At 73.3% G+C, this 16412-nt stretch carries 11 protein-coding genes; 8 read left to right on the top strand and 3 right to left on the bottom strand.

Annotation, left to right across the window (positions count from 1 at the left end):
- Window positions 1–4 precede the first annotated feature (4 nt).
- Together BS75_RS48875 and BS75_RS39805 are read right to left on the bottom strand one after the other, a co-directional pair.
- On the bottom strand, window positions 5–4204 hold the full coding sequence (locus BS75_RS48875) for a DUF11 domain-containing protein (RefSeq protein ID WP_197092007.1): 4200 nt from the start codon (window positions 4202–4204) through the stop codon (window positions 5–7).
- 146 nt (window positions 4205–4350) lie between these two features.
- Window positions 4351–5565 (bottom strand): serine hydrolase domain-containing protein, encoded by a 1215-nt coding sequence (locus BS75_RS39805; RefSeq protein WP_034091695.1) that lies wholly within the window; start codon window positions 5563–5565, stop codon window positions 4351–4353.
- 129 nt (window positions 5566–5694) lie between these two features.
- Between BS75_RS39805 and BS75_RS39800 the strand changes: the two genes are divergently transcribed.
- The 7 genes from BS75_RS39800 to BS75_RS39770 all read left to right on the top strand — a co-directional run bounded on the left by BS75_RS39800 (window position 5695) and on the right by BS75_RS39770 (window position 12907).
- Window positions 5695–6147, top strand: a complete 453-nt coding sequence (locus tag BS75_RS39800) for a hypothetical protein (protein ID WP_152646370.1) — start codon at window positions 5695–5697, stop codon at window positions 6145–6147.
- On the top strand, window positions 6144–6452 hold the full coding sequence (locus BS75_RS39795; RefSeq protein WP_231608036.1) for a transcriptional regulator: 309 nt from the start codon (window positions 6144–6146) through the stop codon (window positions 6450–6452). The genes BS75_RS39800 and BS75_RS39795 overlap by 4 nt, the downstream gene beginning before the upstream one ends.
- 290 nt (window positions 6453–6742) lie before the next feature.
- Complete coding sequence (locus BS75_RS39790; protein WP_034091693.1) at window positions 6743–8104, top strand: ABC transporter substrate-binding protein; 1362 nt, start codon at window positions 6743–6745, stop codon at window positions 8102–8104.
- The gene (locus tag BS75_RS39785; protein ID WP_081983070.1) at window positions 8101–9060 is read left to right on the top strand and encodes a carbohydrate ABC transporter permease; all 960 of its coding nucleotides are present in this window, start codon (window positions 8101–8103) and stop codon (window positions 9058–9060) included. The genes BS75_RS39790 and BS75_RS39785 overlap by 4 nt, the downstream gene beginning before the upstream one ends.
- The gene (locus BS75_RS39780; protein ID WP_034091692.1) at window positions 9060–9905 is read left to right on the top strand and encodes a carbohydrate ABC transporter permease; all 846 of its coding nucleotides are present in this window, start codon (window positions 9060–9062) and stop codon (window positions 9903–9905) included. The genes BS75_RS39785 and BS75_RS39780 overlap by 1 nt, the downstream gene beginning before the upstream one ends.
- Window positions 9906–9934: 29 nt before the next feature.
- Complete coding sequence (locus BS75_RS39775; protein WP_052070328.1) at window positions 9935–11830, top strand: glycoside hydrolase family 36 protein; 1896 nt, start codon at window positions 9935–9937, stop codon at window positions 11828–11830.
- Between the two features lie 36 nt (window positions 11831–11866).
- Window positions 11867–12907 carry a LacI family DNA-binding transcriptional regulator gene (locus tag BS75_RS39770; RefSeq protein ID WP_231608035.1) on the top strand — a complete coding sequence of 347 codons (1041 nt, stop codon included), beginning with the start codon at window positions 11867–11869 and terminating at the stop codon, window positions 12905–12907.
- Between the two features lie 215 nt (window positions 12908–13122).
- Here the strand turns inward: BS75_RS39770 and BS75_RS39765 are convergent, their stop codons facing one another.
- Window positions 13123–16068, bottom strand: a complete 2946-nt coding sequence (locus BS75_RS39765) for a helix-turn-helix domain-containing protein (protein ID WP_034091690.1) — start codon at window positions 16066–16068, stop codon at window positions 13123–13125.
- 134 nt (window positions 16069–16202) lie between these two features.
- Between BS75_RS39765 and BS75_RS48870 the strand changes: the two genes are divergently transcribed.
- Window positions 16203–16388: a hypothetical protein gene (locus BS75_RS48870; RefSeq protein WP_152646368.1), complete on the top strand. Its 186-nt coding sequence runs from the start codon at window positions 16203–16205 to the stop codon at window positions 16386–16388.
- Window positions 16389–16412 lie beyond the last annotated feature (24 nt).

The raw sequence follows: 16412 nt of genomic DNA, 5'->3' as shown, positions 1-16412 counted from the left end.
GCGGTCAGTTCGAGCAGTAGGGTTCGATGGCGCCGACGTTCACGGCGTAGCGGGCGGGGATCCAGCCGCGACCGTCCGCGAGCCGGTACCAGAGCCGGTTGCCGTTCACGTCGGGGCCGTTGACCTTGCAGCTGACGGCAAGGATCCGGCCCTTGGCCAGCGTGGCGACGGTCTTGTACTGCCGGCCCGCGCCCTGAGTGACCGCCAGGTCGTCGAGGATGACCCGCACCCGGTACGGGCTGTCGGCGGTGTTGTTGCCGCCCGCCGGACCGCGCGGGCCGGTGGGGCCCTTGGCGCCGCGCCCGCCGGTGGGGCCCTTTGGCCCGACCGGACCCGGCACGCCGGCCGGCCCGGAGGCTCCGGGGTGACCCTTGGTGCCGGCGGAACCGGTACTGCCCTTGGGTCCGTCGGGGCCGACGGGGCCGCTCGCCCCGGTGGGACCCTGCGGCCCGGACGGGCCGGTGGCACCGGTGGGCCCGGGCACGGACGGCCCGGTCGCCCCGGTGTCCCCGTCCACTCCTGCGCCGCCGGTCGGGCCGGTCGCTCCGGTCGCACCCTGCGGGCCGGTCGACCCGGCGGGGCCGGTGGAGCCGACCGCGCCGGTCGTCCCGGTGGGGCCGCCCGGCCCCGTCGGTCCGGCCTGGCCCTGCGGCCCCGCCGGTCCGGTGGAGCCGGTCGTGCCGGTCGTGCCGGTCGCGCCCGTCGCCCCGGAGGCGCCGGTGGGACCGGTACCGCCCGTCGCTCCGGTGGCTCCCGCCGGTCCCGTACCGCCCTGGGCGCCGGTCGGCCCGCTCGCGCCGGTGGCTCCGGTCGGACCGGCCGGCCCGGCAGGGCCCGTCGCCCCGCTCGCGCCGGTGGGTCCGCTCGCGCCCGTCGGCCCGTCGGCTCCGGTCGCGCCGGTGGGTCCGGCCGCTCCGGTCGCACCGTCGGGACCCTGATCACCGGTGGCCCCGGCGGCACCCGTCGGGCCGGTGGCTCCGGCGGGTCCGCTCGCGCCGGTCTCGCCCGCCGCGCCGGTGGCGCCGGTGGGGCCGTTCGCGCCTGTCGGTCCGTCAGGGCCGGTGTCGCCCTGCGGGCCGGTCGCCCCTGCGGCCCCGGTCGCGCCGGTCGCCCCGGTCACGCCGCTCGGGCCGGTGGAGCCGGTGGCCCCGGTCGGGCCGGTCGCGCCGTCGGCGCCGTTCGGACCCTGCGGGCCGGTGGCTCCGGTCGGACCGGTGGCGCCGGTCGCGCCGTCCGCTCCGGTCGGGCCCTGCGCGCCCACGGGGCCCAGGTCGCCGGTGGCACCGGTCGCCCCAGCCGCGCCGGTCGGGCCCTGAGCCCCCGCAGCGCCCTGGTCGCCGGTGGCCCCGGCGGCGCCGGTCGCACCGGTCTGGCCCTGCGGTCCGGTCGAACCGACGGCTCCGGTCGAGCCGGTGACGCCCTGCGGACCGGTGGCCCCGGTCGGCCCGGCGGCACCCGTCGGACCGGTCGCGCCGGCGGGCCCCTGGGATCCGGTGGCCCCGGTGGCCCCGTCGGCGCCGATGGCTCCGGTGACGCCCTGCGGTCCGGTGCTGCCCGTCGCCCCGGCGGCGCCCGTCGGGCCCTTCGCTCCGGCAGCACCCGTCGCGCCGGTGGCGCCGGTGGCGCCCTGCGGGCCGGTGGCCCCGGGGGCGCCGGCCGCGCCGGTGCTGCCCTGCGGTCCGGTGGCGCCCGTGGCACCGGTGGCACCGGTCGAACCAGTCGCTCCGGCGGCCCCGGTGGCTCCGGCCGCACCGGTCGCCCCGGTGACTCCCTGCGGACCGGCCGCGCCCGGGCCGCCGTCGGCGCCGGTCGGACCGGTCGGGCCCGGCGCTCCCGCCGCGCCGGCGGCTCCGGTCGGGCCGGTGGTCCCGGCGGCTCCGTCGGCCCCGGTCGCGCCGGTGGCTCCGGTCGGACCGGTGGCGCCGGGCGCGCCCTGGGGACCGACGGCCCCGGTCGCACCGGTGACACCCGTCGCGCCGGTCGAACCCTGCGGGCCGAGGGCCCCTGACGGACCGTCGGGGCCGGTCGGGCCGGTGGCTCCGGTCGGGCCCTGCGCCCCGGTCGCGCCGGTGGCACCGATCGGGCCGGTGGCGCCCTGCGGGCCCGCGTCCCCGGTGGCTCCGGTCGCGCCGGTGGCCCCGTCGGGCCCCTGGGCCCCGGTCGCTCCGGACGCACCGGGGGTACCGGTCGGACCGGTGGCCCCCGTCGAACCGGTGGCCCCGGACACCCCCGTCGCACCCGTCGGGCCGGTCGGCCCGGTCGCACCGATCGGGCCGTCCACCCCCTGCGGGCCGGTCGCACCCGTCGCCCCGGTCGCGCCGGTGGCTCCGGTGGCCCCCGCCGGTCCGGTCGCGCCGCTCGGCCCGGTCAGGCCGGCCGCCCCGGTGTCACCGATGGGCCCGGTCGCGCCGGTCGGCCCGGCCTCGCCGGTCACCCCGGCAGCTCCCGGTACGCCCGGGGCCCCGGTGGCTCCGGTCGCGCCGGCCGGGCCCTGAATGCCCGTCACTCCGGTGGGGCCCGAAGCACCCGTCGCACCCGTGGGGCCGGTCGGGCCGGTCGGGCCCTGATCGCCGGTCGCTCCGGCCGGGCCGGTGGCTCCGCTCGCACCCACCGCGCCCGTGGTGCCCTGCGGGCCGGTGGCCCCGACGGCTCCCGTCCCGCCGACCGGGCCCTGCTCACCGGTCGCGCCCGAACCACCGGCCGGACCGGTCGCCCCGGTGGCACCGGTGGCACCGGTCACCCCGGCCGGGCCCTGCGGGCCGGTGGCCCCGGCGGGTCCGCTCGCGCCGACGGCTCCGGTCGGCCCCTGGTCCCCGGTGGCACCGGTGGCACCGGACATGCCGACGGCGCCCGCCGGGCCGGTCGCGCCGGACGCGCCGGTCGCGCCCTGCGGGCCGGTGACCCCGGTGGCTCCGGTGGCGCCGACCGTTCCGGCCACCCCGGTCGCGCCGGTGGCTCCGGTCGGACCGTTGGGGCCGGTCCCGCCTGCGGCACCGGCCGGACCCGTCGGGCCGGTCGGGCCGAGGATTCCGGCGGTTCCGGTCGCACCGGTCACCCCGGTCGGACCCTGCGCCCCGGTGGGGCCGGTCGGGCCGGTCGGGCCGAGCTGGGTCACCGGGCCCACGAAGGTCGCGCCCGTCTGGGAGGCGGTGACGGGCCCGTTGTTGCCGGTGTTGGGGTCGGTCGTGCTCTCGTCGACGGTCGCCTGGTTGGCGGGAATGTTGGTGGCCGTCGAGCTCAGCACCCCGGTGACGGCGACAGCGGCGGAGGCCCCGTTGGCCAGCGCGGGAACCAGGCAGTCCACCTGGGTCCCGGCGCTGTTCGCGAGGGTCGTCGTGGTGCAGGTCCCGCCCGGAACCGTGGCGTTGACTCCGGTGACGGCGGTCGGCACCCGGTCGTGCACGCCGACGTTGTACGCGGTGTCGGGACCGTTGTTGGTGGCCACGATCTGCCAGGCGATGCCGTTCCCCGGGCTGACGGTCCGGGTGACCAGCGTCTTGCTCACGCTGACATCGGCGGTCTGCGGGTTCTGCGACACCCGCACGTTCGCGATCAGCGCGCCGCACACCCCGGGGGTCAGTGAGGTGAAGGTGAGCGTCGGGTTGTCGGTCCCGGCCGTGAAGGTGTAGCTGTCGTCCCGCCAGATCGCCTTGTCGGTCGTGGTCGTCGCCGGTGCGGTGTACTGGTTCACCGGTCCGCCGCTGCCGGTGACATTGAAGATCAGGCCGCCGTTCAGCACGGTCGTGGAGCAGCTGAGCCAGGTGTTCGGGCTGTCGCCGAAGGTGACCGTCACGGTCGAGCCCTGCTTGATCCCGGTGAGCGGGGTGCTCATCCAGCCCTGGCTGCCGCCGTCCAGGTCGACCGCCTGCAGACCGTCGGGCCGCTGCGCGAACCCGACGCCGTAGATGTCGACGGTGGGGCCGCTCCAGCCGGTCGGCGGGGTGTTGCCGATGTACTGCTGGTCGGCGGTGGAGGTGACGACGGGCGAGGCGAAATTCCCGTTGGCCAGCTGGTAGTCGACGGCTGCTCCACTGCCCGCCAGCGCGTAGTGCGGCCAGCAGACGATGCCCGGCAGCGTGAGGGCGCTGGTCAGCACCGCAGTCAGCAGCGCGCAGCGGGGCAGCCCGGCCCGCCGGCTCCTCGCTCCGGCCGCGGCAGCCGGTCGCGGAGGAGCAGGCCGGTCGGGGGTAGCGGTGGGGCGCATAGCGTCTCCGAATGCCTCTGACAACCAGTCATATAGTTGTGATCATCCGAATCACTGACCAATACGGCCTTGTTTATGCCGCTCCACTCCCCCGCCTCACCTGTTCGGCCGGGCACAGCGACCCGATCGGCACTGCGCCCGCGGGCTCAGCCCAACGGCTGGTTCGGGACCAACAGGTGGGAGAGGTCCTTGGCGATGTTGTTCCCGAGGTTCTGGATGTTCTGGTCCGTGGTGGGCGAGTAGGTCACGGACAGTGCGATCGACAGGTCCTTGGACGGCAGATAGGCCATGATCGCGGCATAGCCGGAGAAGGACGGGTTCTGCACGATCCAGCCGTTCACCACCAGCACGGACGTCCCGTAGTGGACCGCCTTGGTCTGCGGCAGACAGACACCCGGCGGGCACTTCTTCGTCGGCGTGCCCAGCCCGATCGTGCCGGGGTCGAGCAGGGTCCTGTAGCTCTTCCGGCTGATGGTCTGCCCGGAGCCGATGCCGGCGCCCGCGCGGGCAAGGTCGCAGATGTTCATGTTGATGACCGCGCCCGCGGCCGTCGTCCAGGACGGGTTCCAGAAGGTCGACTCCTCGTACTTGCCCCGCTCGGAGGTGAAGGCGTGCAGGACCGGCGGTGGCATGGCGGGGGTGTAGCTGTTCGACGTGGCGTGCAGACCGAGGGGGCGGTAGATGCGCTGCTCCAGCAGGCGGTCGAGCCGGGTGTGGGTGATCTGCTCCAGCGCCTCCCCCAGCAGCAGGAAGTTGGCGTGGGAGTAGCTGAAGTTCGTACCGGGCTTGTAGAGCAGGTCGTGCAGGTCGGCGAAGGAGAGGATCTGACGGGGCGTCCAGTGCTGGAACGGGTGCGCCTCCAGTTCCCTGTCGAAGGCGGGGTCGGTGACGTAGTCGTGGAAGCCGGAGGTGGTGTCGGCGAGCATCCGCAGCGTGATCTCGTTCGCGTGGGGCACCTGGGGAAGCCAGCGCGAGAGGCGGTCGTCCAGGCCGACCCGCTTCTCGTCGACCAGCTGGAGCAGGATCGTGCCCATGAACGCGATGCCCACCGAGCCCGTGCGGAAGCGCATGTCGGGGCGGGCCGGCACATCGGTCATCGAGGGTCCGACCGCGCCCGTCCACACGTCGCGGCCGTGTTCGGTCACCCGGCCCACGACCGCCCGGAGCTTCAGCTCGCGCTGGTCCCGCCCGATGAGGTCGAGGACGGCACGGGCCCGGCCGCCGGTCGGGGTGGGGGAAGAGACACAGTCCGGCCCGCGGCGCGCGGCGCCGTCGGCGAGAGCCTCGGTGCCCGCGAGCAGCGGAGTGGAGGCGAGGAGCAGGGTGCTGGCGCACAGCAGGGCAGTCTGTTTGGGGTTCATGACTCACCATGTCCGGAGCACGGACGGGATTCGGTGCAAGACACCTCCGCATCCACTCCGACGGCGGACAGCGTCCAGCGCCGAAGGAAACTAGTTTCCATATGGAAAATAAATGCTAGTGTGCAACGCATGAGCCCTGAAATGACTCCGCAGGCGGCGCTCACCGCCGCTGCCAACGTCCGTCGGACCGCCGCTGCGCACCGGATGCCGTCCTGGTTCCCCGCCGTCTCCGCCTCGACCTTCACCCTGGGGATGGTGATCTCCGGCGTGGCGCAGCTGAACGGCTTCGGCAGTGGCGCCCGTTCGGGCATGAGCACGGTCGGAGCGGCGCTGATCGTCGCCAATCTCGCGCTCTACCCGCTGCTGGTGTGGCGGTGGCGTCGCAGCGGCGTGATTCCGCGCGCCGACGGGTGCGTCCCGGCCACCCGCAGGCGGATCGCACTCTGGGCGACGCCGGTGGCCTTCGCCCTGTCCGCGGTGGTGTGGGTGAGCACCGGGAGCTTCGGCTGGATGCTGATGGCGACCGGGGTGCTGTTCGGCGCCGAGGGCTGGTACCGGCAGACCGGGTGGCGGCAGCGGTGACCGGTGCACCCGGACTCGACGAGGCCTTCACCACCATGCCGAGACTGAAGGCCGCGGCGTTCCTCGCCGGGTGCGCCGAGGCCGACTTCGGCGCCGTCACCGAGGCCTGCGAGCTCACCCCGCCCACCCTGTCCAAGGCGGCCACCGCCCTGGAGGCCGCCGGCTACCTGCGCATCCGCAAGGGGCACGTCGGCCGCCGCCCGCGCACCTGGCTGTCACTGACGACCCGGGGCCGCTGCGCGTTCAAGGCGCACCTGGCGGCCCTGGCCGCGCTCACCGAGCAGGGTCGCGCCCACGACGCCTGATGTCCGGGCCCCGCTTCGGACCCCCGGCGCCGCAGGATCGGGCGGCGGGCGGCGGCCCCGGCAGGCATCCACCGCACAGCAAAGTATTTTCAGTCTCGTTTACGAAAACGGAGTGAAAATCCTTGTGTTGATGATCCTGAAGTGGCTACTGTCTCGTCTGCCGCGGCTCGTGCCGCGGCGGTCGCCCCGGGCTCCGGCCCACGGCGACCACGACGTGGGCGGGTCTGCCTGTGGTCCGGGCAGGTCGACGCCGTCAGGGCAGAGGTGGTTGGACAATGAGACAGAGCGGGATGGGCGACCCGAGTCGCCGGGGCTTCCTCAAGGTGTTCGGTGCCGCGGCGGTCGCCGCGGGCGGGGTCGGCGCGCTGGCGGGCTGCGGCACGGTGGGGGGTGCCAAGAACACCTCCTCGGCCGGTTCGGCCTCGGGCGCGCCCTCCGGATCGATCACCGTGTGGAGCTGGGCCAACCCCGCGGCGGAACTGAAGGCACTCGTCCCACAGTTCAACGCCGTCTACCCGCACGTGCAGGTGAGCGTCCAGGACATCGGCAATCCGGCGATCTGGGACAAGATCACCATTGCCATGGAGGCCGGGGGTTCGGGCCTGGCGGACGTACTGCACCTAGGCGTGGACTACCTGCCGAGCTACATCGAGAAGTTCCCCGACGGCCTGGCGGACCTGTCCGGGCTCGGCGCGAACAAGTACCGGAGCGCGTTCGCCCCCGGGCTGTGGGAGACCGTGTCGCGCGGCCCCAAGGTGTACGCGCTGCCCTGGGAGGCCAACGCCAGCGGGTTCTTCTACCGCGAGGACCTGTTCCAGAAGGCAGGCGTCGACGCGACCTCCCTGCAGACCTGGGACGACGTGATCGCCGCAGGCAAGGAGATCAAGGCGCGGACCGGCGTGGCCCTGCTCGCGATCGACAAGTCCGCCTCCCAGGCCGACTCGGCCAACCTCTTCCAGTTGCTGCTCCAGTTGCAGGACTCCTTCTACTTCGACATCAGCGGCAGGATCACCCTGAACACGCCCGAGGCGGTCACCGCGCTGACCATCGTCAAGCAGCTCGGCGACGCGGGCCTGGTCTTCGACGCGCAGGGCTCACCGGGCTCGACCGGCTACGACTCCGCCGTCAAGAACGGCGACGTCGCCGTGTGCCCGGATCCCGCCTGGTACGGCGGCTATCTGGAAACCCTCGCGCCGGCCGATCGCGGCGACTGGCGACTGATGCTCCCGCCGTCGGTGACCGCCGGCGGCTCCCGCTCGGCGATCGTCAACTCCACGCACCTGGCCGTGGCGGGGACCAGCCCCAACCAGCGGGCCGCATTCGCGTTCGCCGAGTTCATGCTGACCCGGCCCTCCTCGCAGGTGTCCGTCTTCAAGGCGAAGGGCATCTTCCCGGCGCTGCTCGACGCCTACGCCGACCCGGTGTTCCACGTCGCGGACCCGTACTTCGGCGGACAGAAGTACGCCGAGGTGTTCATCGACGAGCTGTCCAAGCCGTCCTACCCCACCAACTACACCTCGGACTACGCCCGCGCCCTCAAGCTCATCGACGACGCGCAGACCCAGGTGCTCCAGCAGGGCGCCGACCCGGCGGCGGTGCTCAAGAGCGCTGCGGCGCAACTCGCCGCACAGACCGGCCGTTCCCAGTCATGACCGGGGTGCACGTCGAGGCGCACGTCGAGGCGCCCGTGCCGGCCAGGACGCGCCCCGAAGAGCCTGGCGCCCGGAGCGGGCGCGGCCCCCGCCGACCTCGGCGGTACGGGCGGCTGGCGCCGTACCTGTTCATCCTCCCGGCCCTGACCCTGTTCGCCTGCTTCCAGCTCTACCCGATCGCCTGGTCGTTCGTCCTGAGCCTCTATCACACCGATGGGACGATTCAGACCTGGACGGGGCTCGGCAACTACCGGCGGCTGCTGCACGACCCGCTGTTCTTCACCGCCCTGCGCAACACCCTGACGATCCTCGTCGTCCAGGTGCCGATCATGCTCGCGCTCGCCGTGGGCCTGAGCGTCGCGCTCAACTCGGCGCTGCTGCGCTGGAAGCCGCTGTTCCGCCTCGGGTTCTTCCTGCCGGTGGTGACCGCTCTGGTCACCTACGGCCTGCTGATGGGCGTCCTGCTCAGCGACAACAACGGTGCGGTCAACTGGCTGCTGTCCACCGTCGGCCTGCCGAAGGTGCACTGGCTGACCGACCCGTTCTGGGCGCGGGTGTCCATCATGTTGGCCCTGACCTGGCACTACACCGGATACAACGCGGTGATCTACCTGGCGCGGCTGCAGGGCATCCCCGACGAGCACTACGAGGCCGCAGCCGTCGACGGCGCGGGCCCGCTGCGCCGGTTCTGGCACGTCACCCTGCCCGGGCTGCGTCCGGCCCTGGTGCTGACCGTCGTCCTGTCGACCATCGGCACACTGCAACTGTTCGACGAGCCCTACATCATGACCGGCGGCGGCCCGAACAACGCCACCGAGACGATCGCCCTGTACATGTACCAGACCGGATTCCGCTACTTCGACTTCGGCTACGCCTGCGCGATCGGCTACGCCCTGGTCCTGATCATCTCGGTCTTCGGCCTGATCCAGGTCAGACTCGCCAAGGAGGAGGACTGATGGCCCGCTCCGGCCCCGCCTTCAAGGCCTCGCGCCGAGGCCAGGTCCTGCTCACCGGCGCACTGCTGTTGCTGCTGGCCTTCACCGTCGCGCCGCTGTACTGGCTGACCGTCGCCGCGACCCACAGCTCGAACGCCATCGTCAGCACACCTCCCGAGCTCCTGCCCGGCGGTGAGCTGGGCGCCAACCTCGGCCACCTGCAGAGCTCCGTGGACTTCGGCCAGGTGGTGCTGAACTCGGTGACCCTGGCCGTGGCGTACACGGTGCTGGGCAGCGTGGTGTGCACGCTGGCCGGCTACGGCTTCGCCAAGTACCGCTTCCGCGGGCGCGGCCCGCTGTTCGGCGTGCTGCTCCTGGCCCTGGTCGTACCGACCCAGATCACCATCGTGCCGCTGTTCAAGATGATGCTGGACCTGGGCTGGCTCAACACCTACCAGGCGGTACTGCTGCCCAACCTCGCGCTGCCGTTCGGCATCTTCCTGATGCGCCAGTCCATGAAGTCCCTGCCCGACGAGCTGCTGGAGGCAGGACGGATCGACGGCTGCCGCGAGCTGTCCCTGTTCATGAGGATCGCGCTGCCGGTCATGCGGCCCGCGCTGGCCGCCCTGGCACTGTTCCTGTTCCTGTTCCAGTGGAACAGCTTCCTGTGGCCGCTGGTCGTCCTGCGGGACCAGGCGTCGTACACCCTGCCGGTGGCGCTGGCCTCGTTGGACGGCAGTTATGACGTCGACTACGGCCAGCTGCTGACCGGCACCGCGATCTCGGCCGTCCCGATGGCGATCCTGTTCCTGTTCCTGCAACGGCAGTTCGTCTCCGGACTGCTCGGCGGGGCGGTCAAGCAATGACCGCCCGCGCCCCCGACGAGAGGCCCTGCGTGGATTCCGGAACGAGCATCCCGGCCGCCCTGCCGACCTTCGACACCCGGCAGTGGGCCGCCTCCGAGCAGACCTGGTCCGCCGGCGGCACCACGGTCACCCTGCTGGCCGAGGCCGGAGCCGCCGAACTGTCCGCCGAGGAGAGCGGCGCCGGTGGCGCCCAGGTGACGGTCACCGGACGGCGGCCGGGGGTGGTGACCATCCGACTGGAGACCCGTCTCGGCGACGCCGCCGGATTCTGGCACCCCGACGCCGGATGGGAGCGGACCCTGCCGGCCGACTGGTCCCGGTGGCGCACGGTCTCGCTGGTGAACTCCGCACCCGTCGGCTGCCTGTACGACACGGCAGGCCGCACGATGCTCGCCTTCGCGGCGGACCGCACCGTCGCCGAGACCGCGCTGCGGTTCGGCGTCTCGGAGGAGCACAAGAAGTTCGGCGTCTGGCTGCGCCTGCCGCTCGACCCCGACCAGACCCTCCGCCTGCGACTCGCCCCCGACGGGGGCACGGTGGCCGCAGCCCTGCGCGACCTCGGCAGCTGGTTCGCGCAACTGCCCGGCGGCCGGCCGATGCCCACGCCCGACTTCGCCCGCACGCCGGTCTACTCGACCTGGTACGCCTTCACCCAGGACGTCAGCGCCGAAGAGGTCGCCGAGGAGGCCGCGCTCGCGGCCGAACTCGGCTTCGGGCAGCTGTTCCTGGACGACGGCTGGCAGCGGGGCGGCCACGGGCGCGGCTACTCCGGCTGCGGCGACTGGCAGCCGGACCCCGCCAAGTTCCCCGACCTCAAGGCCCACGTCCAGGCCGTGCGCGGGCTCGGTCTGCGCTACGTGGCCTGGGTCGCGCCGCTCCTGCTCGGCGAACGCTCCGACGCGTACCGGCTGCTGGCGGGCTTCGCCCCGCACCGCGACCACACGCTGGACTGCCGGGTCCTGGACCCGCGCCACGCCCGGGTGCGCCGGCACGTCGTGGCCACCTGCGCCGGCCTGGTGGAGGAGTTCGGGCTGGACGGACTCAAGATCGACTTCCTCGACGAGGCCATGAGCTACGCGGGCGCAACCGACCCCGAAGCCACCGACCCCGCGGTCAGCGCCCGCGCGCTCAGCGCCCCTCCAGCCACCGACCCCGCGGTCAGCGCCCCCGCGCCCCCAGGCAGCGACGACGGTTACCTGCCCGACATCGGCGCGGCGATGGCGGCCATGCTGGGCGAGCTCCGCGACGCGCTCCGGCGACTGCGCGGCGACGACTTCGTGATCGAACTCCGGCAGCGCTACACAGGTCCGGCGATGACCGCGTTCGGGAACGCGCTGCGCGCCACCGACTGCCCCGCCGACGCGGTCGCCAACCGGATCAGGACCCTGGACATCGCGCTGCTCGCGCCCGGCGGCGCGGTCCACTCCGACATGATCATGTGGGACCACCAGGCCGCACCCCAGGTCCTCGCCCGCCAGTTCCACGGCGCCTGGCACGCGGTCCCGCAGATCTCCACCAGGCTGGCGCTGCTGCCTGCCGAACACCGAAGGACCCTGGCGTTCTGGCTGTCCACCTGGCGCGAGCTCCGCCCCGCGCTCACCGGCGGGCACCTCGAACCCGGTCGGCCCGACGAACTCTACCCACAGGTCACCGGGGTCGGCGGCGGCCTGGAGGTGGTCACCTGCTATACCCAGGCAGTGGTCGCCGTCGGCCCGGGGACCGCAGCAGACCTGGTCGTCGTCAACGCCACCGGCACGGACCGGATCCTGCTCGACGTGACCGGCCCGCCACGGCGCGCCCAGGTGGAGGTGCACGACTGCCAGGGCAACCCGGTCGGCCGCCGCACCAGGGAACTGACCGCCGGAATCACCTCGATCCCGGTGCCGCCCCACGGCGTGTGCCGCATAGAGCAACGCGGTCCGTGACACCGTGTGACACGACGGCAGTTGAAGAGAGAAAGAGTGAGTGGGGTTGTGATGGAGCAGGACAAGGTCGGGATCGTCGAGGTCGCCCGCCTCGCCGAGGTGAGTGTCGCCACGGTCAGCCGCGTGATGAACCGCAAGAGCGGGGTGTCGCAGAAGACCCGCGAGGCCGTCGAACGCGCGATGGCCGAGCTCGGGTACGAGCGCACCAGCAGCGTGGAAGGCATCGTCGGCGTGATCACACCCGGCCTGTCCACACCCGTCTTCGCCGCGCTGGCGGAATGGATCGGCCTGGCACTCGCCCCGCACGGACTGCGGGCGATGATCTGCCCGTCGCTGCCCGGCGGGGTCCAGGAGCGCGACTACCTCAAGTCGCTGCTCGACATCGGCGCCGCGGGCATCGTGTTCTGCTCCGCCAGCAACACCCTGGAGAGCTTCGACCCGGAACTCACGGCGCTACTGGCCGGCCGCCGGGTGCCCTACGTGTGCGTCAACGGCCTGTTCGAGGGCGTCGAGGGCGCGGCGTTCTCCACCGACGACGTCAGCGCCGGCGAAATGGCCGTCCGGCACCTCCAGGCCCTCGGGCACACCAGGATCGGCTTGGCCGCCGGTCCCGAGGGCAACAAGCCCTCGGACCGGCGCGTGGCCGGGTTCCTGGCCACCTCGGCCAAGCTGGGCCTGGCCGACGCGGAGGGACTGGTGGTCCGCCAGAGCTACTCCGTCGAGGGCGGCCAGTTCGCCGCCGACCATCTGCTGCGCCTCGGCGTGACCGCGATCGTCGCGGCCAGCGACCAGATGGCCCTCGGCGCCATCCGCGCGATCAGGCGCCACGGGCTGGAGGTCCCCCGCGACGTCTCCCTGATCGGCTACGACGACAGTCCGATGCTGGAGTTCACCGATCCGCCGCTGACCACCGTGCGCCAGCCCATCGACCGCCTCGGCGGCGCGGTCGCCCGCGCCCTGGTCGGCCTGCTCGCCGACCGCCAGGTCCCGGTCGGTGAGCTGATGTTCCAACCCGAGCTGGTCGTGCGCGGTTCGACCGGCCCCTACCGCGACCGGGGGCCGGAGCCCCGGGGCTGAGCCCGTCCCGATCGGCAACGGCACCGTGCCCCCGCGCCCCGCGCCCACCGGCAGCGCCGTCGACGGCGTCCCTCCGGAGCTTTCCCAGGGCTGGGCCGAAGGGACCGCGCCGCCCCGGGACTGGTTCCCTCCCCGGGCGGCGCGGCAGTGACCCGACGAGCCATGGCCCCTGCCAGGAGCCGCCGGCCGAGACCGCAGCCGCCGCCCGGTCACGGCTACGACGCCGCAGGCGACACCTGCTCGTCAACGCCTCGGAAGTCGGGCACGGGGATTGCGGTGGTGGCCTCCAGGGAGGCCAGGCGGGCGGCTGCGGAGGCTGCCTGCGGGGCTCCGACGGAGTGGTAGACGGCTACGGCCCGGCTCAGGTCGGCGACGGCGGTGGCGCGGTCACCGAGCCGTTCCGCGCAGCGGGCGATGCCCTCCAGGGCTCTGGCGTGCTGCACCGGGCTGCAGATCTCACCGGCGATGGCCGCGGCCTGCTGGTACAGGACCAGCGCCTCGCGCGGTCCCGTGGTCTCGGCCACCAGGTCACCGACGCAGTTGAGTGCCTCGGCCTCGGCCTGGCGGCTGCCCAGATCCCGGAATGTCGCCAGGGCCCGGTCCAGCAGCTCGGCGGCCTCCTCGGAATCTCCGGTGGTCTGCCGGACCAGGCCCAGGTCGAGCTGGGCGTTGGCCTGGCCGTGCCGGTTGCCCAGGTCCTGGAAGATCGCCAGCGCCCCGCGCAGCAGGACGGCCGCATCGTCCTGCTCTCCCGCCGCCAGCCGGATGCGGCCGAGTTCGTGCATGACATTGGCCTCGCCGTGGCGGTTGCCCAGGTCCCGGAAGATTGCCAGGGCCTGGCCCTGCAGCTCGGCCGCCTCCAGGTGGTCGCCGATCTCGTGGTGCACATGGCCCAGGTCGCAGAGCGTGTTTGCCTCGCCCTGGCGGTTGGCGAGCTCGCGGAAGATCTCCCGCACCTGCCTCAACAGACCGACCGCCGCCGCCGAATCCCCGGTTGAGTGCCGGGCCCGGCCCAGGTCGCAGAGCGCGTTGGCCTCGCCCAGCCGGTCACCGAGCTGTTGGAACACCTCCAGTGCCTGTTCCTGCAGCCGGACGGCGTCCGGGATGTCGCCGGCCATCAGCCGCATCCGGCCCAGATCGTGCCGGGCCAGCGCCTCACCGTGGCGGTCCGCACTGTCCTGATAGATCGTCAGTGCCTGCCGCAGCAGGTCGACCCCGACCGTGAACTCGCCGGTCGCGTGCCGGGCCCGGCCCAGGTCGCACAGGGCGTCCGCCTCGCCCCTGCGGTCGCCGAGCTGCTGATGGATCGTCAGGGAAGCTTCCTGCAGAAGGACGGCGTCGGCGAAGTCACCGGCGAGATAGGCCACCCGGCCCAGGTCGCTGAGGGCGGCGGCCTCGCCCCGGCGGTCGCCGCACTCCCGCGCGGCGGCCACGGCCGACCGGTGCAACTCGACCGCCTGCGGCCAGGGGCCGTCCTGCTGGAGGAAGGCCGCCAGGGCGGAGGCGAGCGCGATCAGCCGGGCCGGACCGGTCGGAAAGCCCTTCGGATCGGTGCAGGCCAGCAGGTTGTCCCGCTCGGTTCGCATCCAGGCCAGCGCGGCCGACCGGTCGGCGAACGGGGGTGCCTCGGCCCGCAACCCGCGTTGGTACTGCAAGCCGTTTTGGTACTGCGGCGCGTCCTCGTACTGCGGCCCGCCTTGGTGCTGCGGCCTGCCCGCACCTGGGGACGCGGTCGGCGGTGCGGCCGGCCCCGGGGCCGGGCGGGGCCGGCGGCCGAGACGGCCGTCGGCGGCACGGGCGGCGTGCTGGTAGTAGTCGAGCAGGCGCTCGCGGGCGATCTCGCGCTCCGCCTGCTGCTCGGGGTCACCGCAGTTCAGCGTCCGGGCGTAGAGCCGGACCAGGTCGTGGAAGCGGTAGCGCCCGGGGCTGCGCTGGATCAGCAGGTTGTGCTCCAGGAGGGATTCCAGCAGGTGCTCGGCGGTGCGGTGGTCGGCGCCGAGCAGGCCGGCGGCGGCGTAGGCGTCGAAGTCCGGTCCTGGCACCAGGGCCAGGCTCCGGAACAGGTGCTGCTCCGCGCAGGGCAGGTGCGCGTAGGACGACTCGAAGATCACGGTGAGGTCGCGGTCATCGTCCTGCAACCGTTCGAGTCGGCCCTGCTCGTCGCGCAGTTGCTCGACCACGTCGTCGACGGACAGGCCCTGGTGATGGCGCAGCCGCGCCGCGGTGATCCGCACGGCCAGCGGCATCTGCCCGCACAGGGACACGAGTTCGGCGGCGGCGGGATAGTCCGCCGGAATCCGGCCGGGGCCGGCCGCCCGGTGCAGCAGGGTGATGGACTCGGCCTGCGGGAGGGTGCCCAACGTGAGGTTGTGGGCCTCGTCCAATCCGGTGAGGCGGCGGCGGCTGGTGACCATGACCAGGCTGCCCGGAGTCCCCGGCAACAGCAGGCGGACCTGGGCCGTGCTGGCGGCGTTGTCCAGGACGATCAGGGTTCTGGTGCCGGCCAACCGGTCACGGTAGATCGCGGCACGCGCGCCCAGGTCCTCGGGGAGGCGCTGCGGCGGTACCCCGAGGGCGTGCAGCAGCCACGCCAGTGAGTCACTGACGGTCCGTGGCGCCATCCCGGTGGTGTGACCGTGCAGGTCGATGAACAACTGCCCGTCGGGGAAGGCCTCGGACAGCCGGTGCGCAGCATGGATCGCCAGGGCGGATTTGCCGACCCCGGCCATCCCGTCGATCGCCGAGATGACCACCAGCCCGGCGTCGCTGTGCCCGGGCACCGCCCCTGCCAGCGCGAGCAGTTGACCGAGTTCCTCGGACCTGCCGGTGAACAGACGTGTGTCACAAGGGAGTTGATGGCGCTGGGGGGAACGGACGGGTTCGGCCGGGGGAATGCCGCCGGTGCCGGAAACCGGAGCCCCGGTCGCAGCGGCGGCCGGCCCGGCGGAACTCCCGGAGGCCGACGCGAGCATTTGCTCACGGGCGGACGCGTCCAGGCCCAGCGCCGACGCGAAGCGGGAGGCCGACGCGAGCCGGGGCGTGCGCCGCCCGGCCTCGAGCACGCTGATCGCGTGCGCCGAAACCCCTGACCGCTCCGCCAGTTGCTCCTGTGTCCAACCCACCCGCAGTCGGTGTTCCCGCAGCAACGACCCGAAGTCCATGGCCACGTTCGTCTCCAAACACAATCGCCGGGCCGTTCACAGCCGTTCCTCTGCTGTGAAGCCCCGACACGCCCCGTTGGCCCAGCGTAGCCCGCCCGTTGCTCCGAACACCAGGTAAACGCCAACCGGACGCCATGGAGGCGTCCGGTCGCTCTCGACGAGGATGGGCCCAGTTCGGCGGACCACCGAGGCGGAGCCATCCGGCCCCGCTCGGCCGCCGCCAACCGAAGGAGCAGGCCATGGCCAAGACGGTCCGGCACTACGCGAAGTACGCCATCTCCACGCTGACCAGTGCGATGTTCATGCCGATCCACAGCTAGTCAGTCGCGGGCCCGGGTCGGGCC

The organism is Streptacidiphilus albus JL83 (assembly GCF_000744705.1).
Taxonomy (GTDB): Bacteria; Actinomycetota; Actinomycetes; order Streptomycetales; family Streptomycetaceae; genus Streptacidiphilus; species Streptacidiphilus albus.
Note: the sequence above shows the minus strand (reverse complement) of the source record. Positions and strands in the feature narration are given on the sequence as shown.